The 15,724-nt window shown below is 70.6% G+C and carries 15 protein-coding genes and 1 pseudogene; 4 read left to right on the top strand and 12 right to left on the bottom strand.

What is annotated here, in order from left to right; all coding sequences use genetic code 11:
- Positions 1–10 precede the first annotated feature (10 nt).
- The 4 genes from CP976_RS04315 (at position 11) to CP976_RS04300 (ending at position 6,677) form a co-directional block, all read left to right on the top strand.
- Complete coding sequence (locus CP976_RS04315; protein ID WP_150479092.1) at positions 11–1,564, top strand: FAD-dependent monooxygenase; 1,554 nt, start codon at positions 11–13, stop codon at positions 1,562–1,564.
- The gene (locus tag CP976_RS04310) at positions 1,561–3,621 is read left to right on the top strand and encodes an acetate--CoA ligase family protein (protein WP_150479091.1); all 2,061 of its coding nucleotides are present in this window, start codon (positions 1,561–1,563) and stop codon (positions 3,619–3,621) included. Before CP976_RS04315 ends, CP976_RS04310 begins: the two co-directional genes overlap by 4 nt.
- Positions 3,614–5,272 carry a (2,3-dihydroxybenzoyl)adenylate synthase gene (locus CP976_RS04305; protein ID WP_150479090.1) on the top strand — a complete coding sequence of 553 codons (1,659 nt, stop codon included), beginning with the start codon at positions 3,614–3,616 and terminating at the stop codon, positions 5,270–5,272. Before CP976_RS04310 ends, CP976_RS04305 begins: the two co-directional genes overlap by 8 nt.
- Before the next feature lie 493 nt (positions 5,273–5,765).
- Positions 5,766–6,677, top strand: coding sequence for a helix-turn-helix domain-containing protein (locus CP976_RS04300; RefSeq protein WP_150479089.1), 912 nt, complete (start codon positions 5,766–5,768; stop codon positions 6,675–6,677).
- A gap of 16 nt (positions 6,678–6,693) precedes the next feature.
- Here CP976_RS04300 and CP976_RS43575 read toward each other — a convergent pair.
- From CP976_RS43575 to CP976_RS04245, 12 genes and pseudogenes are all read right to left on the bottom strand, one after another.
- Positions 6,694–6,888, bottom strand: a pseudogene (locus tag CP976_RS43575) (hypothetical protein); the annotation flags it as partial.
- Between the two features lie 31 nt (positions 6,889–6,919).
- Positions 6,920–7,042, bottom strand: coding sequence for a hypothetical protein (locus CP976_RS44305; protein WP_268250167.1), 123 nt, complete (start codon positions 7,040–7,042; stop codon positions 6,920–6,922).
- A 60-nt stretch (positions 7,043–7,102) separates the two neighbouring features.
- On the bottom strand, positions 7,103–7,447 hold the full coding sequence (locus CP976_RS04285; protein WP_150479088.1) for a hypothetical protein: 345 nt from the start codon (positions 7,445–7,447) through the stop codon (positions 7,103–7,105).
- A gap of 204 nt (positions 7,448–7,651) precedes the next feature.
- Positions 7,652–8,578, bottom strand: a complete 927-nt coding sequence (locus CP976_RS04280; RefSeq protein WP_150479087.1) for an ABC transporter permease — start codon at positions 8,576–8,578, stop codon at positions 7,652–7,654.
- Complete coding sequence (locus CP976_RS04275; protein ID WP_150485218.1) at positions 8,565–9,362, bottom strand: ABC transporter ATP-binding protein; 798 nt, start codon at positions 9,360–9,362, stop codon at positions 8,565–8,567. Before CP976_RS04275 ends, CP976_RS04280 begins: the two co-directional genes overlap by 14 nt.
- A gap of 48 nt (positions 9,363–9,410) precedes the next feature.
- Positions 9,411–10,517, bottom strand: coding sequence for an ABC transporter substrate-binding protein (locus CP976_RS04270; RefSeq protein ID WP_150479086.1), 1,107 nt, complete (start codon positions 10,515–10,517; stop codon positions 9,411–9,413).
- Positions 10,518–10,670: 153 nt separating this feature from the next.
- Positions 10,671–10,772, bottom strand: coding sequence for a putative leader peptide (locus tag CP976_RS44455; RefSeq protein WP_338055604.1), 102 nt, complete (start codon positions 10,770–10,772; stop codon positions 10,671–10,673).
- Positions 10,773–10,915: 143 nt separating this feature from the next.
- Entirely contained in the window at positions 10,916–11,374 is a 459-nt protein-coding gene (locus CP976_RS04265; RefSeq protein ID WP_150479085.1) for an RrF2 family transcriptional regulator, read from the bottom strand.
- A 91-nt stretch (positions 11,375–11,465) separates the two neighbouring features.
- On the bottom strand, positions 11,466–12,365 hold the full coding sequence (locus tag CP976_RS04260; RefSeq protein ID WP_150479084.1) for a TauD/TfdA dioxygenase family protein: 900 nt from the start codon (positions 12,363–12,365) through the stop codon (positions 11,466–11,468).
- A gap of 41 nt (positions 12,366–12,406) precedes the next feature.
- The gene (locus CP976_RS04255; protein ID WP_150479083.1) at positions 12,407–12,775 is read right to left on the bottom strand and encodes a 4Fe-4S dicluster domain-containing protein; all 369 of its coding nucleotides are present in this window, start codon (positions 12,773–12,775) and stop codon (positions 12,407–12,409) included.
- Entirely contained in the window at positions 12,772–14,394 is a 1,623-nt protein-coding gene (locus tag CP976_RS04250; protein ID WP_150479082.1) for an FAD-dependent oxidoreductase, read from the bottom strand. The genes CP976_RS04255 and CP976_RS04250 overlap by 4 nt, the downstream gene beginning before the upstream one ends.
- Entirely contained in the window at positions 14,391–15,701 is a 1,311-nt protein-coding gene (locus CP976_RS04245; protein ID WP_150479081.1) for an LLM class flavin-dependent oxidoreductase, read from the bottom strand. Before CP976_RS04245 ends, CP976_RS04250 begins: the two co-directional genes overlap by 4 nt.
- Positions 15,702–15,724: the final 23 nt, after the last annotated feature.

Genomic DNA, 15,724 nt, shown 5'->3' with positions numbered 1-15,724 from the left:
AGGAAAAGCCATGAAAGTTGCCTGCATCGGCGCAGGTCCCGGAGGACTGTTCTTCGCCACGCTGCTGAAGCGGAGTCGGCCCGGCGCCGAGGTCGTGGTATTCGAACGCAACCGCCCCGACGACACGTTCGGCTTTGGAGTGGTCTTCTCCGACGCCACACTCGACGCCATCGACGCCGCCGACCCCGTCCTCAGCGAGGCGCTGGAGAAACACGGCAGGCACTGGGACGACATCGAGGTCCGCGTGCACGGTACGCGGGAGCGCGTCGGCGGCATGGGCATGGCGGCCGTGGTCCGCAAGACTCTGCTGAGCTTGTTGCAGGAACGGGCCCGCGCCGAGGGCGTGCAGATGCGTTTCCAGCACGAGGTCCGCGATCCCGCCGAGCTGGACGAGTTCGACCTGGTCGTGGTGTGCGACGGCGCCAACAGCCGCTTCCGCACCCTGTTCGCCGACGACTTCGGACCGACCGCCGAGGTGGCGAGCGCGAAGTTCATCTGGTTCGGCACCACCTACATGTTCGATGGGCTCACCTTCGTCCACCAGGACGGCCCTCACGGTGTCTTTGCCGCCCACGCGTATCCGATCAGCGACTCGCTGAGCACCTTCATCGTCGAGACCGACGCCGACTCCTGGGCCGCAGCGGGCCTCGACGCCTTCGATCCTTCCACCCCGCCGGGCCCCAGCGACGAAAAGACCAAGAGCTACCTGGAGGACCTGTTCCGCGAGCAGATCGACGGGCATCCACTGGTCGGCAACAACTCCCGCTGGGCCAACTTTGCCACCCGCAGGGCCCGTTCGTGGCGACGTGGCACGTGGGTGCTGCTGGGCGATGCGGCGCACACCGCGCACTTCTCCGTCGGGTCCGGCACCAAGATGGCCATGGAGGACGCCGTCGCGCTGGCCGAGGCCCTGGGGGAGGCGTCGCGCAGTGTGCCGGAGGCACTGGAGATCTACGAGGAGCGTCGCCGCCCCAAGGTCGAGAGGATCCAGAACTCGGCCCGTCCCAGCCTGTCGTGGTGGGAGCACTTCGGCCACTACGTCCGCTCGTTCGACGATCCCACGCGTTTCGCCTTCCATTTCCTCACCCGCAGCATCCCGCGCGGCAAACTCGCCGTGCGCGACGCGGCGTACGTGGACCGCGTCGACGGATGGTGGCGGCGACGCCACGAGGCGGAGCCCCTGGAGACGCCTTTCCGTGCCGGGCCGTTCCGCTTTCCCTCGCGCCGGGTGACGGCCGGCGACGACGGGCTGACCGGGGCTGACGGCACCCGCATCCCGATGGTTCCGTTCGACGACCGGCCGTCGCACGCGGGCGTGTGGATCGACGCCCCGGGCACGGAGGAGGGTCTGCCGCTCGCCCTCGATCAGGTGCGCGAGACAGCACAGGCGGGCACACCGCTCATCGGCATACGCAGCGGTACGGCACTGACGCGCGTACTGGTCGCGGAGGAGGCCCGGCTCGTGCACGGACTGCCTGCCGCGGTCATCGGCGCGTATGACGACGACACGGCGACCACGCTCGTGCTGTCCGGCCGGGCCGACCTCGTCGGAGGCATCAAGTGACCACCCTGAACCCGCTGTTCGCACCCCGAGCCATCGCCGTACTCGGCGCGTCGGCCACGCCCGGGAAGCTCGGCGCGGCGATGACCGACTCCCTGGCTTCCTTCCCGGGACCGGTGATGAAGGTCAACTCCGGCCGCCCGGACCCCGATCGGGGCTTCTTCCCCACCGCCGACGAGGCGGCCGAAGCCCAGGGCATCACGCCGGACCTGGTTGTCTCCTGCATCCCGGCCGCCGTGACCGCCGACGCCCTGCGCGAGGCGGCGGCCGCAGGGGCCCGCGCCGCCCTTGTGTGCGCGGGCGGGTTCGCCGAAGCCGGCGGCGACGGTGCGCTGTACCAACAAGCGCTGGCCGAGGTCGTGCGGGACACCGGCATCCGTGTCCTCGGGCCGAACACCTCGGGCTTCCTCGCGCCCCACCGACGGCTCACCGCCAGTTTCGTCCCGGGCGTGGCCGACCTGGAGCCGGGTCCGGTGGCAGTCGTGGCCGCCAGCGGCGGCGTGAACCACGCGCTGGCCTTCGCACTGGCCGAGGCCGGCGTCGGCCTGCGCCTCGGAGTCGGGCTGGGCAACAGCCTGGACGTCACCCAGGCCGACGTCCTCGACCACCTCGCCGACGACGACGGCGTACGGGCCGTCGCCCTGCATGTGGAGACGGCGGCGGAAGGCCGCCGTCTCACCGAGGCCGTACGCCGCCTGACCGATCGTGTCCCTGTCGTGGCCCTGGTCGTGGGCCGCAGCGACATCGGCGACTTCGCCCGCTCCCACACCGGCGCCCTGGCCACCTCCTGGCGCGTGACCAGGGCGGCCCTGCGGCAGGCCGGAGCCGTCCTGGTCGACGACGAACGCGACCTCGTCGACGCCGTCACCGCCCTCAGCCGCGTACGCCTCCCCGCCGACCCACGCCCGGGCATCGGCCTGGTCACCGCGCAGGCCGGACCCGGGCTGCTGCTCACCGACGACCTGCGCTCGCACGGCATCCAGGTTCCGCCCCTGGTCGAACGGACGGTGAAGGAACTGCGCGAGCTGCTTCCCGCCCTCACCTACCTGAACAACCCCGTCGACACCGGCCGCCCCTCACCCGCGCTCACGCAGGTCGTCGAGCGGGTCTCGGAGGACCCCGGCATCGACGTCACCGCCGTGTACGGGCTGCTGGAACCCACCGCGGTGGACCTCCCGGCCGCGCTGACCGCCGCCCGCACCGCCACCCCGCTCGTCGCCGTCGTCGGCGGACCCGTGGAGCAGGCACGGCAGACCCGCCGACAACTCGGGAAAGCCGGCATTCCCTGCGCGGCCACGCCGGCCTCTGGTTCGGTCATGGTGCGTGCGCTCGTCGAGGACGCGGCGGCCCGCACTCGCCTGGAGACCGCCGACGTCACCGGGTGCGGTGCACCCGCGCTGCCCCTGTCCGGCCCTGTCGACGAGCACACCGCCAAGGGTGTCCTCGCGGACTTGGGCATCCGTACGCCCGTAAGCCGCGTGTGCGCCGACCCCGCCGCGGCACACACGGCTCTCGACGAGCTCGGCGGACCGGTCGTGGTGAAGATCCTCGACGCGGAGATCCTGCACAAGACGGAAGTCGGCGGGGTCCAGGTCGGCATCCGCACGCACCAGGAACTCGACGACGCCCTCGCCCGCATGCCGGCAAGCCCCGCATGGCTGGTCGAGCGCATGGCCCCCGCGGGCCCCGAACTCATCGTCGGCGTACGCCGCGACCCGGTCTTCGGCCCCGTGCTGGCTCTGGGCGCCGGGGGAACGGCCGCCGAGATCCTCGGCGACGTCTCCCTGCGTCTCGCGCCCCTGTCCGCGCACGAGGCGGACACGATGCTCGACGAGCTCGCCACCCGCGAGGTGTTCCTCGGTGCGCGCGGCGCCACCCCGGTCGACCGCGCGCGACTCACCCGCGTGCTGCTCGCCCTCTCGTCCCTGGCCGCGGACAAGACGGTGGCCGAGTGCGAGATCAACCCCCTGCGCGTCCTACCCGACGGCGACGTCGTCGCGCTCGACGCCGTACTGCTGCTGCGTGACTCCCGGGATCAAGGAGGATCCGACGATGCGTGAGGGATTCGTTCCCTGGCCCAAGGAGGCCGCCGACCGCTACCGCGAAGCCGGGTACTGGCGTGGCAGGCCGCTCGGGTCGTACCTCCACGAATGGGCCGCGACCTACGGCGACGCGGTGGCCGTCGTGGACGGCGACATACGCCTGACGTACGGTCAACTTGTCGACCGAGCCGACGGATTGGCGTGCCGGCTGCTGGACAGTGGTCTCAACCCCGGTGACGCGATGCTCGTCCAGCTGCCCAACGGCTGGGAGTTCGTCACGCTCACCCTGGCGTGTCTGCGGGCGGGCATCGCTCCCGTGATGGCGATGCCCGCGCACCGCGGTCACGAACTGCGCTACCTGGCCGAGCATGCCGAGGTCACGTCGATCGCCGTACCGGACCGACTCGGCGACTTCGACCACCGGGCCCTGGGTCTGGAGGTCGCCGAAGCCACGTCGAGCGTACGGCTGTTGCTCGTCGCAGGTGGCACGGTCGGCACCGATGTCACGGATCTGCGCGCCCTGGCCGCACCGGCCGACGACCCGGCCACCGCACGGGTCCGGCTCGACCGGATCGCCCCGCAGAGCAGCGACATCGCCGTCTTCCTGCTCTCCGGCGGTACCACCGGACTGCCGAAGCTCATCACCCGCACCCACGACGACTACGAGTACAACGCGAGGCGCAGCGCCGAGGTCTGCGGCATCGACTCCGACACCGTCTACCTGGTGGCATTGCCCGCCGGACACAACTTCCCGCTGGCCTGCCCCGGGATCCTGGGCACCCTCATGAACGGTGGCCGCGTGGTCCTGGCCGGCACCCCGCACCCCGACAAGGTGCTGCCGCTGATGGCAGCCGAGGGCGTGACGGCCACCGCGGCCGTGCCCGCCGTCGTCCAGCGCTGGATCGACGCCGTCGCCTTCGGCCGCCACGCCGCGCCGCCCGCGCTGCGGTTGCTGCAGGTCGGTGGCGCCCGACTCGCCCCGGAGGTCGCCCGCCGCGCCGAACCCGTGCTCGGCGGCACGCTCCAACAGGTGTTCGGCATGGCAGAGGGGCTGCTGAACTACACGCGCCCGGACGACCCCGACGAGATCAAGATCGAGACCCAGGGGCGCCCCATGTGCCCGGACGACGAGATCCTCGTCGCCGACGCCTCCGACAACCCGGTCCCGCCCGGCGAGATGGGCACCCTGCTCACCCGCGGCCCGTACACCCCACGCGGCTACTACCGGGCCGACGAGCACAACGCCCGGGCGTTCACGCCCGACGGCTGGTACCGCACCGGAGACGTCGTCCGGCTGCACCCCTCGGGCAATCTCGTCGTCGAAGGACGAGACAAGGACCTGATCAACCGGGGCGGGGAGAAGATCTCCGCCGAGGAGGTCGAGAACCTCATCTACCGCCTGCCCGGTGTTGCCCGTGTCGCGGCCGTCGCGAAGGCTGACCCCGATCTGGGGGAGCGGGTGTGCGCGGTCGTGGTCGTCGAACCGGGGGCCGACCTGACCCTCGAATCGGTCCGCGCCGCCCTCACCGCGATGCAGGTGGCCCGCTACAAACTCCCCGAAGACCTGCTGGTCATGGACGAACTGCCGCTGACGAAGGTCGGCAAGATCGACAAGAAGCGTCTGCGGGATGTCGTCCGTGGCAAGGCAGGATCCGTCGAGGCGGTGTGAGAGGGCGGGCCGACGACGTTGCGGTGATGTCCCGCTTCCCCTGGGGAAGTCAGAGCTGCCCTGTCGGCCCGGTCCGCCGCCCAGGGATTGCACTTCGCCACACGGGGTGTGCGTGGCGAACGGCAGGCCGGAACCGGGGGGCGGTCCAGGTGCGAGGCGAACTCCAGGGTGCCGAGCGCCGCACGGAGGTGCTCGGTGTGGAGGTGAGCCGGTCGGGGAGGTCGTCGACGGACAGCGGGGCGGTCGGACAGTCACATGAACAACGACTTCTGTCAGTACCTCTTTGGACCATGCCGTCGGCCCAACGGTGCAGGCGGGCTCGGTGCCAGGCGGAGTCGTACGACGGGGCGGTTGCGCTGCGCGGACGAAGGTCGGTACCGCCGTGGCTGCGCCGCTGGCGGTGGCGAGGGAGCTCGGTGCGCTCCGGAGAACTCACCCGTTGCCGCACCAAGACGCTTGAGTCTCCAGCGGCTGGAAGGTCCAGGATATCGCCATGGACGACGAACGCCCCGACGTGCTCACCATCGGCCGACTCGCGCAGCGCACCGGACTTCCCGTGCGTACCCTGCGCTTCTGGTCGGACGAAGGAGCGGTGCCGCCCGTGGCCCGCTCCGCGAGCGGCTACCGGCTGTACGACGCCGAGTCCGTGGCCCGCGTCGAACTGGTCCGCACCCTGCGCGAGCTGGGCTTGGGGCTCGACGACGTGTGCCGGGTGCTGAGCGGTCGGACCACGGTCGCCGAGGCCGCCGACGCCCATGTGGCCGCGCTCGACGCGCAGATCCGCTCCCTCAAGGTGAGCCGGGCCGTCCTGTCCACCGTGGCGAAACGTGGTTCCACCGCTGAGGAGACAGCACTGATGAACCGGTTGGCACGGCTGTCCGCCGCCGAACGCAAGCAGATCATCGATGAGTTCAAGGAGGAGGTGTTCGGCGGTCTCACCGTCGACCCGCGCCTGCGTCACCGCATGCGCACCTACAGCATCGAGTTGCCCGACGATCCCACGCCTGAGCAGGTCGACGCCTGGATCGAACTTGCCGAACTGGTGCGGGACCCCGGCTTTCGCGCTCGGCTGCGCACATGGCTGGAGCTCAACACGCCCGTGCCAGGGCAGAGCCGTCCTCCCGGGGCGTCCATTTGGTGGGCCAGGAAGGTCGCGCAGACCGTCGCGGAGGTCAGAAGCCGCGGAATCGCCCCCGAGGGGCCGGCAGCGGCCGAGGTGCTGTCCGAGCTGTTCGGTGACGCCGATCGGGCCGCCGTGCTGCGCAGCCTGGAGGCCGGGATCGAGGCGAGGGCGGAGCGCTACCGCAGGCTCGTCGCCCGTGTGCGCGGGCAGTATTCGTCGCCCGACGCGACCGAGGAATTGGAATGGCTTGCGCTGGCTCTGCGGGCCGCGGATCAGACCTGAACGGACACAGGTCCCGAACGGCCACGGTCTGTTCGTCCAGCGCGGTGAAGACGTCCTCAATCAGCCGCTCGGCAATCGCGGCATTCTGCCGCAACAGGCTGATCAAAAGACGTCGTCCGGCCTTGCGGATGCTGGCCGGCGAGCCGAATCGCCCCAGCAGTCCGGTCGTCCCCGCCCGGCCGTCCCACGGCACCGATCGCACATCACAACGACCAGGGCGGCACCCCCGGCCCGTGCCATGGCTACTCGCCGAGTACGTCTTGTTTCTCCAGGGCCTTGCGCAGTGCCCGCACGGCGTAGAAGGCGCGGCTCTTGACGGTGCCGGGCGGGATGCGAGGTGCTCGGCTGCCTGGGCCACGCTGCATTCCAGGTAGTACATGAGGCGGATGACGGTCCGTTGCTGTTCTTTCAGCTCCCGCAGTGCTTCACCGGGCGTGTTTCCAGGCACGGGCCGCGGTCTCCTGGAGTTCGTCGTCGCCGCGCTGCTGCCTGGGCGCCATCGAGGTGCCCAGGCAGCGATGGAGGTTCAGTGGGCGAGGTCGAAGGTGGCGGCGCGGGGCAGGAACACCGTGCCCCCGTCCTTTTGCCGTCGCCGGCGCCGAGACGTACCAGGTGCCCTGGTCCAGCACGTCCGCGGTGAAGGTGAGCGAGGCGCGGCACTCGCCGGGTGCGGCCACGACCAGTTGCCCGCCGAGCAGCTCTGGACGGGCAGCGCGGCCGGCGTGCTGGTACGGCGGCGATAGGACACGTTCCTCCCTGGCGTGATCCATGCCAGCCGGCACGAGGCCGGCCGGTTGAGGAGGCGTGGCTCGGCAAGCGCACACCCACCGTGTGCGTGAGACCACCGGATCGTCGCGCAGTCGGCGCGCTGCCCCGCCTGGGCAACGCGCCGACTGTGCAGTCGGTTGCCGGCTCTTTGACACGGACGGCCGGTGACTTGTCCCTGTTGGCGCAGGCTGGCACTTTCCGTTCCTTCAGCGGGTGACCAGCAGTCCCCGCCCGCGCAGCACCCGCCGTTCCAGCGGGCTGAAGATCAGCAGGTCGATGGCGATGCCGACGAGCAGGATCAGGAAGATGGCCAGGAAGACCTGCGACATGCTGGCGTTGTTCCGTCCGTTCTCCAGCAACTGGCCGAGGCCGACGCCGAGGTCGGGCGAGGAGGCGATGATCTCGGCGGCCATGAGTGAGCGCCAGGAGAACGCCCAGCCCTGCTTCAGTCCCGCCAGATAGCCGGGCAGCGCCCCCGGCATCACGATGTGCCAGGACTCGCGCAGCCCGGTCGCGCCCAGGGTGCGCCCGGCGCGCAGGAAGAGCGGCGGGATCTGGTCGATGCCCGCGACGAGGCCGTTGGCGATGGAGGGGACCGCGCCGAGCAGGATCACGGCGTACATCATGGAGTTGTCGAGGCCCAGCCACAGCACGGCCGGCGGCACCCAGGCGACCGACGGCAGCGACTGCAGACCGGACAGGATCGGGCCGATGGCCGCGCGGACGAACCTGACGCGGGCGACCAGCAGGCCGAGCGGCGTGCCGATGGCGAGTGCCATCAGGAAGCCGAGCAGACCGCGCGAGACGCTGGTCCAGATGTAGTCGAGGAGCGTGCCCTGCCGCCAGGCGACGGTCACCTCGTCCCACACCGCGGACGGTGACGGCAGCTTGTAGTCGGGGACGATCCCGGCCCACACCAGCAGTTGCCAGATGACCAGGACCAGTGCGATGGCCGTGATGGGCGGCAGCACCTTGCGGATCAGGGTCTCGCGCAGCGGTGTGCGACCGGTCTGCACCGAGTCCAGTGCGTCGAGCCCGGCCTCCAGCCCCGCCAGATCCTGGCTGTCCTGTGGCTCCCCGGTTGGCGACGAGCCGTCCTTCCCGGTGACGACGCCGGTGTCAGTGCTGGCCATGGCGGCGGATCTCCCTACGCAGTTCCTCGGTGATCTCGACGGACAGCTCGGCGACCGCGCTGTCCTCGATGCGGCGTGGCTGCGCAATGCCGACGGTCCATTCCCGGGCTATCCGTCCCGGTCGGGAGGACAGCAGCACCACCCGCTGCGACAGCTTCACCGCCTCGCGCACGTTGTGCGTGACGAACAGCACCGACAGTCCTGTCTCGCGCCAGATACGAGTCAGTTCGTCGTGCAACACGTCGCGGGTGATGGCGTCCAGCGCGGCGAACGGCTCGTCCATCAGCAGCAGTCGGCTGTCCTGGGCCAGCGCCCGGGCCAGTGCGACGCGCTGCCGCATGCCGCCGGACAGTTCGTGCACCCGCTTGCGGTACGCGCCCTGCAGCCGTACGAGTTCCAGCAGCCGTTCAGCCTCCTGGCGGCGGTCCGGCCCCGCGACCCCGCGCAGTTTCAGCGCGAGTTCGATGTTCTTGCCCGCGGTCAGCCATGGGAACAGGGCGTGTTCCTGGAACATCAGGGCGGGTCGGCCGTCCGTGTCGATCGAGCCGGCGGAGGGCAGGTCCAGTCCCGCGACCAGGTTGAGCAGGGTGGACTTGCCGCAGCCGGAGGCTCCCAGGAGGGTGACGAACTCGCCGGGTGCGACGTCGAGCGTGATGTCGTCCAGTACGAGCTGTTGTCCGCCGGGCGTGCCCGGCGCGGGGAAGGACTTCGAGACGTGCTCGATGCGGGCGGCGTGCGTCACAACTGTGGCGTCCTGTGCAGCCTTGGCGACCGCGGTGGCCATGGTCGTCACCTCCTGGTAACTCATCGGATCCGGTTTTCGGTTACTCGGCTATTCGGCGCCGAGACCGGCGTCGTCGACCTCGTCCTTGCCCTCGGACTTGAGGACCTTGTTCAGCGGTGCGAGGTCGTAGATGCCCTTCAGATCGGGCTTTTCCAGCAGACCGGACTTCACCGCGTGCTCCGCCTCGGTGTTGAGGGTGGACGCCAGCGGGTCGTCGAGGAAGGTGATGGACTTCCAGGCCGGGTCGATGACCTCGGCGGGCAGTGCCTTGCCGGACTCCTCCTTCAGCGCCTCGTTGGCCGAGGCCTTGGCCTTGTCCGGGTTGGCGTTGATCCACGCGTTGGTCTTCACCGAGCCGCGCAGCACGGCCTCGACGACGTCCGGGTGCTTCTTCAGGAACTCCTGCCGGACGATGATGTTCGTGATCACGAACTTCTTGTCGGGCCACAGGTCGGCCTCGTCGAGCAGCACCTTGCCGCCCTCGGCGACGAGCTTGGACGCCGTCGGCTCCGGCACCCAGGCGCCGTCGATCGAGCCGGACTTGTAGGCGTCCGGCGTGATCTTGTTGTCGGTGCGGACGACGGAGACATCGCCCTTACCGCTCTGCGCGTCGACCTTCCAGCCCTGCTCCGAGATCCAGTTCAGCAGCGCGACGTCCTGGGTGTTGCCGAGCTGCGGGGTGGCGATCTTCTTGCCCTTGACGTCCTTCAGGGACTTGATCTTCTCGGGGTTGACGACCAGCTTCACGCCGCCGGAGGCGGAGCCGCTGATGATGCGCAGGTTGTTGCCGTTCGACTTGGTGTAGCCGTTGATGGCGGGGGACGGGCCGATCCAGCCGATGTCGATGGAACCGGCGTTCAGCGCCTCGATCTCGGAGGGGCCGGCGTTGAAGGTGGACGGCTTGATCCTGGTGCCGCCGAGCTCCTTCTGGAGCAGGCCTTCCTGGACGCTGACCAGCGCTGTGGCGTGCGTGAGGTTGGGGAAGTAGCCGATCTTCACTTCGTCGGCGGAGAGCTTCTTGGCGTCCGCCGCGACCTCGGTCTGCTTGCCGTCGTCGGTGGACTCGGCGCCGTAGCCGCAGGCGGTCAGCAGCAGGGGGAGCGCCGCGAGGACGGCGAAGGTGCGCAGGGTGGTGAGCGGTCTTGCGGCAGACACAGAGGTGTCCTCTCAAGGGAAGGGCGTTCAGGGAGCACGGCACGGGAGGCGTGGAGCCTGCTGATACACACCGGCACACCGCTTCGCCCGCCATCCCGGCGGGACGGCAGGGGCGCAGCGGTGTGGGGGGGCGTGCGGATTGCGCGGAGAGTCTCAGACCAGCTGACAGATGGCGCTGGAGGTACGGCCGAAGTCGATGTGGCGACGCGAGGTCAGGAGGGGCGGCAACAGGGCCGTGCGGTTGCGCGTTCGCATGACGACCCCACCCCGCAGATTCCTAGTTTTCCTACCTGGTTGCTAGGGATCGTGGCAGAAGTGAGCGTCCACCCCAAGGGGTCGTCCATATGATGGACGATGTTTTCTCGCTTTTTGGGACCGGTGGTTATTGGTCCAGTGTGTCAGGGGTTTCCCCAGGCACCTGGGGCGTTTGTCAACGCAAGGACATCGGCGGGCAGTTGGGCCGACACGACGTCGGTGAGCGACACGCCCTCCAGGATCTCGCGCACGTTGGACCGCAGCGCGACCCACAGGGGGAGCAGCGACTCGGCGGGGCCGGTGTAGGTCAGGTCCGGCGGGCGGACGCCGCGCACCGAGACGAGGGGCCCGTCCACGGTGCGGATGACGTCGGCGATGCTGATGGACTCGGCGGGCCTGGCCAGCCGGTAGCCGCCGTTGCCGCCGCGCTGGCTGAGCACGAGGCCGCCCCGGCGCATGTCGTTCAGGATGCTTTCGAGGAACTTGTGCGGAATGTCCTGGGCGTAGGCGATGGCCTCGGCTTTCAGGGGCGCGTCGTCCCGGGACGCGGCGAGCTGCAGTGCGGCACGTACCGCGTAGTCCGCTCTGGCTGAGATCCGCATGTGCACATTGTCCCGTACGGCTTCGGTCGGCGTTCGTCGCGGGCGGGCCGCCGGGCAGGGACGGGTGTCCGCTGCCCGGCGGCCGAGGTGCTCAGGCCACGGCGGGGGTGTAGTGGGAGGCGTCGTCGCCTTCGAGGACGTGGCTGGGGGTGCCGTCGATCCCGGTGGGGACGTCGCCGGCGACGGTCACCCGGTGCAGCAGGCGGGGCAGGTCGCCGTAGTCGTCGGGGGCGTAGTGCTGGGTGATGCGGTTGTCGAAGAGGACGAGGTCGCCCGGCGTCCAGGCCACGCGCGCGATGTTCTCGGGGCGGGTGACGTACGACTGGAAGATGCGCAGCAGGTCACGGGAGTCGGACGGGCCGAGGCCGACGATGCTCTGGGCGAAGCCGCCGATGAACAGGCCTCGCTCGCCGGTCTCGGGGTGGACGCGGACGACCGGGTGGACGGTGCGGTACTTGCGCGAGACGAACCGCTTGCGGTGCTCGGCGGCCTTCTCGTTCTTCGGGGCGGCGTAGTCGTAGGCGTTGGTGTGCACGGCCCACAGCCGGTCCGCCAGCTCGCGCAGCGGCTCGGGCAGATCCCGGTAGGCGGCGGCCGAGTTGGCGATGAGGGTGTTGCCGCCGTAGGGCGGGACCACGATGCTGCGCAGCGTGGACGCCTTCGGGGGCGTTCGGACGAAGGTGACGTCGGTGTGCCAGTGGTTGGCGCGGATGCCCTCGTCGCCGTCGACGGGCAGGATCTGCGGCTGCCCGTCCACGGAGGGGACGGTGGGGTGGGCGGTGGTGAGTTCGCCGAAGAGGGAGGCGAAGCGGAGCTGGCCCGCGTCGTCGAGCTGCTGGTCGCGGAAGACGAGCGCCTTGTGCTCCAGAAGCGCGGAGTTGATTTCGGAGACGAGGGCGGGTTCGAGGTCGCCGGAGAGATCCACACCGTGGATCTCGGCGCCGATACGGCCGCCGATCCTGCGGATGTCGAAGCCGGTGCTGGTGGTCATGTGCGGGTGTTCCTTTCAGGAGGTGATCAGTCGGGAGGTCGTCAGGAGGTGATGGGTGGGGACGTTCCCCCGGATCCCGGGGGTCCGAGGGGAGGGCCGACGGCCCGTAGCGCGCCGGGGGTGCGGCCCCGTCCCCAGCCGATGTGCCGGCGGTAGCTGCCGAGCAGGCCGGTGCGGGCCAGGTGGTCCTCGTCGCGGGCGGTCGAGTCGTCGGGCAGCGGGCTGGTCAGGGGCGCGACGTAGAGCGCGTCGGCCGGGCAGTTCGCCTCGCACTGGAAGCAGGTCTGGCAGTCGTCGCGGCGGGCGAGCACCGGGATGCCGTCCTCGCCCCGGTCGAAGACGTTGGTCGGGCAGACCTTGATGCACTTGTCGCAGGTGATGCAGCGTTCCGCCGAGACCAGTTCGATCACGAGATCACCTCCAGTGGTGCGGCCGGTGCCGTCGATGCGGGTGGTGCGGTCGTCAGGGGCTCGGGGCGGGTCCACACCTGGTCGAGGCCGCCGGTGACGATGCGGTGGTGCCAACGGGGGTCCTGTGCCGGGAAGTCGAGCCGTTTGGCCATGCCGCGGGTCTCGGTGCGCACGAGCGCCGCGGAGTACATCCAGCGGGCGTGCGCCACCATGGCCGCCGCCTGCCTGGCCCGTACGGTGTCTCCGCCCGCGGCGTGCAGGGAGGCGCGCGACTCCTCCCACACGCTGTCGAGCACCTCCAGGGAGGCGGTGAGCCGGTCGCCGTGGCGCAGGTAGTTCTTGTCGTACGGCAGCACTTCGCCCTGGACAGCGGTGATGACGTCCCGGAAGCCGTCGGCCGGGCCGGGTGTCCCGGCGGGCCGGAGCCCCGCACCGCCCGCGGCCACCAGCCGCCTCGTGGTGGCGCCGGCGCCGAGCGAGCGGGCGTGGCGGGTTGCGCCCCGGCCGGCCCAGGTGCCGGAGGAGATGGCCCAGGCCGCGTTGTGGCTGCCGCCGCCGGTGAAGCCACCGCAGATCAGCTCACGGGTCGCCGCGTCCCCGGCCGCGTACAGTCCGGGGACGGTGGTGGAGCAGTCGTCGCCGGTGATGCGGATGCCGCCGGTGCCGCGCACGGTGCCCTCGGCGAGGAGCGTGACGGCGAAGGGCTGGGTGAAGGGGTCGATGCCGAGCCGGTCGAAGGTGAGGAAGAAGTTCGGCTGGGCCAGCCGCATCGCCTGCCGGGCCGCCGCGTCCGCCCGGTCGAGTCGGCAGTACACCTTCTCGCTGAGCAGCGCACGCGCGATCACGGACCGGCCGCCCTGGCTGGCGGCACCCTCCAGGACCGTGCCGTCCTCGCGGTAGAAGGTCGCGAAGGAGTAGAACGCGGTCTTGGTGACGGAGGTGCCCTCGGGCGCGATGCCGTACGCGTTGGAGAACTCCATGCCGGACAGCTCCGCGCCCACTTCGGCGGCGAACAGCGCGCCGTCGCCGGTGTTGACGTTGCAGCCGAGCGCGCCGCTGAGGAACGCGCAGCCGCCGGTGGCCAGGACGACTGCCCCGGCGCGGACCTGGAAGGGCTGACCGGCCCGCAGCCGGTGGCCCCTGGCTCCGCCGACCGCTCCGGAGGTGTCGGTGAGCAGCTCGGTGACCGGGCTGTGGTCGAGGACGCGGGCCCCGGCGCGCTGGACGCGGATGCGCATCCTGCGCATGTATTCCGGTCCCTGCAGGCCGTTCCTGAGCTGCTTTCCGTCCGGCCCTGTGGGAAAGGGGTAGCGGCCGGCAGCGGCCAGCTCGTTCATCCCGGCGTACGTCTGGTCCAGCACCCGGGTCATCCAGCGTCGGTCGGCCAGATACCCGCCCCGTGCCTCCCTGCTCGCCATGGCGGCCTCCCGCGCGGCGGACTCCGGGGGCACGTACCAGACGCCCGTTCCGGCGGAGGCGGTGGCGCCGCTGGTGCCGCAGTAGCCCTTGTCGGCGAGGACGACGTCCGCTCCGTCCTGGGCCGCCTTGAGCGCGGCCCAGGTGGCCGCGGGACCGCCGCCGATCACCAGGACGTCCGCGGTGAGGTCCGGCCCGGTCATGCGAATTGCCCTTCTCCTACGGCCGCCGCGGCCAGCTGGTTGGCGGGGCGGGGGAGGCCGTAGTGCTCGCGCAGGGTGCGGCCGGTGTACTCGGTTCGGAACAGGCCGCGCCGCTGCAGGATCGGCACGACGTGGTCGACGAAGTCCTCCAGACCGCCCGGCAGATGCGGCGGCATGATGTTGAAACCGTCGGCGGCGCCCTGGGTGAACCACTCCTGGAGCTGGTCGGCTGTCTGTTCCGGGGTGCCGGCGAACACCCGGTGCCCGCGCCCGGCGCCGAGGCGGGCGATGAGCTGGCGCAGGGTGAGGCCGTCGCGGCGGGCGAGTTCGGCGACGAGCGTGAAGCGGCTCTTGTTGCCGTTGATGTCCCGCTCCTCGGGCAGCTCGGGCAGTGGCCCGTCCAGCGGCAGCCCGGTGAGGTCGGTGCCGAGCATCCCGGACACCTGGGCGAGCCCGTACTCGGGGACCTGCAGGTCCGTCAGTTCCTGCTCCAGGGCGCGGGCTTCAGCCTCGGTCGAGCCGATGACGGGAGCGATGCCGGGGAGTACCAGCAGCTGGTCCTCGGTGCGGCCGTAGCGGGCGAGCCGGGACTTGAGGTCCTTGTAGAAGGCCTGGCCGTCGGCGAGGGTCTGCTGGGCGGTGAAGACGGCCTCGGCGTACTGGGCGGCGAACTCCTTGCCGTCCTCCGACGAGCCGGCCTGCACCAGCAGCGGATACCCCTGCGGGCTGCGCGGTACGTTCAGGGGTCCCTGCACCCCGAAGTGCGTGCCGCGGTGGTCGATCTCCCGCACCTTGTCGGTGTCGGCGTAGACGCCGCGCTCACGGTCGAGCAGGACCGCGTCGTCCTCCCAGCTGTCCCACAGCTTGGTGGCGACCTCGATGAACTCCCGCGCCCGCTCGTAGCGCAGCCGGTGCTCCAGGTGCTCCTCCCGGCTGAAGTTGCGGGCTTCGTTCACGGTGCCGGAGGTGACGATGTTCCAGCCTGCCCGGCCGCCGCTGATGTGGTCCAGGGAGGCGAACTTGCGGGCGGTGTGGAAAGGCTCGTTGAAGGTGGTCGAGACGGTGGCGATCAGGCCGACGTGCTCGGTCACGGCCGCGAGGGCGGACAGCAGGGTGAGTGGTTCGAAGCCGCCGAGGGCGTTGTGCCGGACCTTGCCCCACAGGGCGAGGCCGTCGGCGAGGAACACCGAGTCGAGCAGGCCGCGCTCGGCGGTTTGCGCGAGCTGCTGGAAGTAGCGCAGATCGGTGACCCGTTCGGGCTGGGTGCGGGGGTGGCGCCAGGCGGCGTCGTGGTGGCCGGCGTTCATCAGGAAGGCGTTGAGATGCAGGC

It is taken from the genome of Streptomyces coeruleorubidus (assembly GCF_008705135.1).
GTDB classification, from domain to species: domain Bacteria; phylum Actinomycetota; class Actinomycetes; order Streptomycetales; family Streptomycetaceae; genus Streptomyces; species Streptomyces coeruleofuscus.
This window is presented reverse-complemented; position numbering and strand designations above follow the sequence as displayed.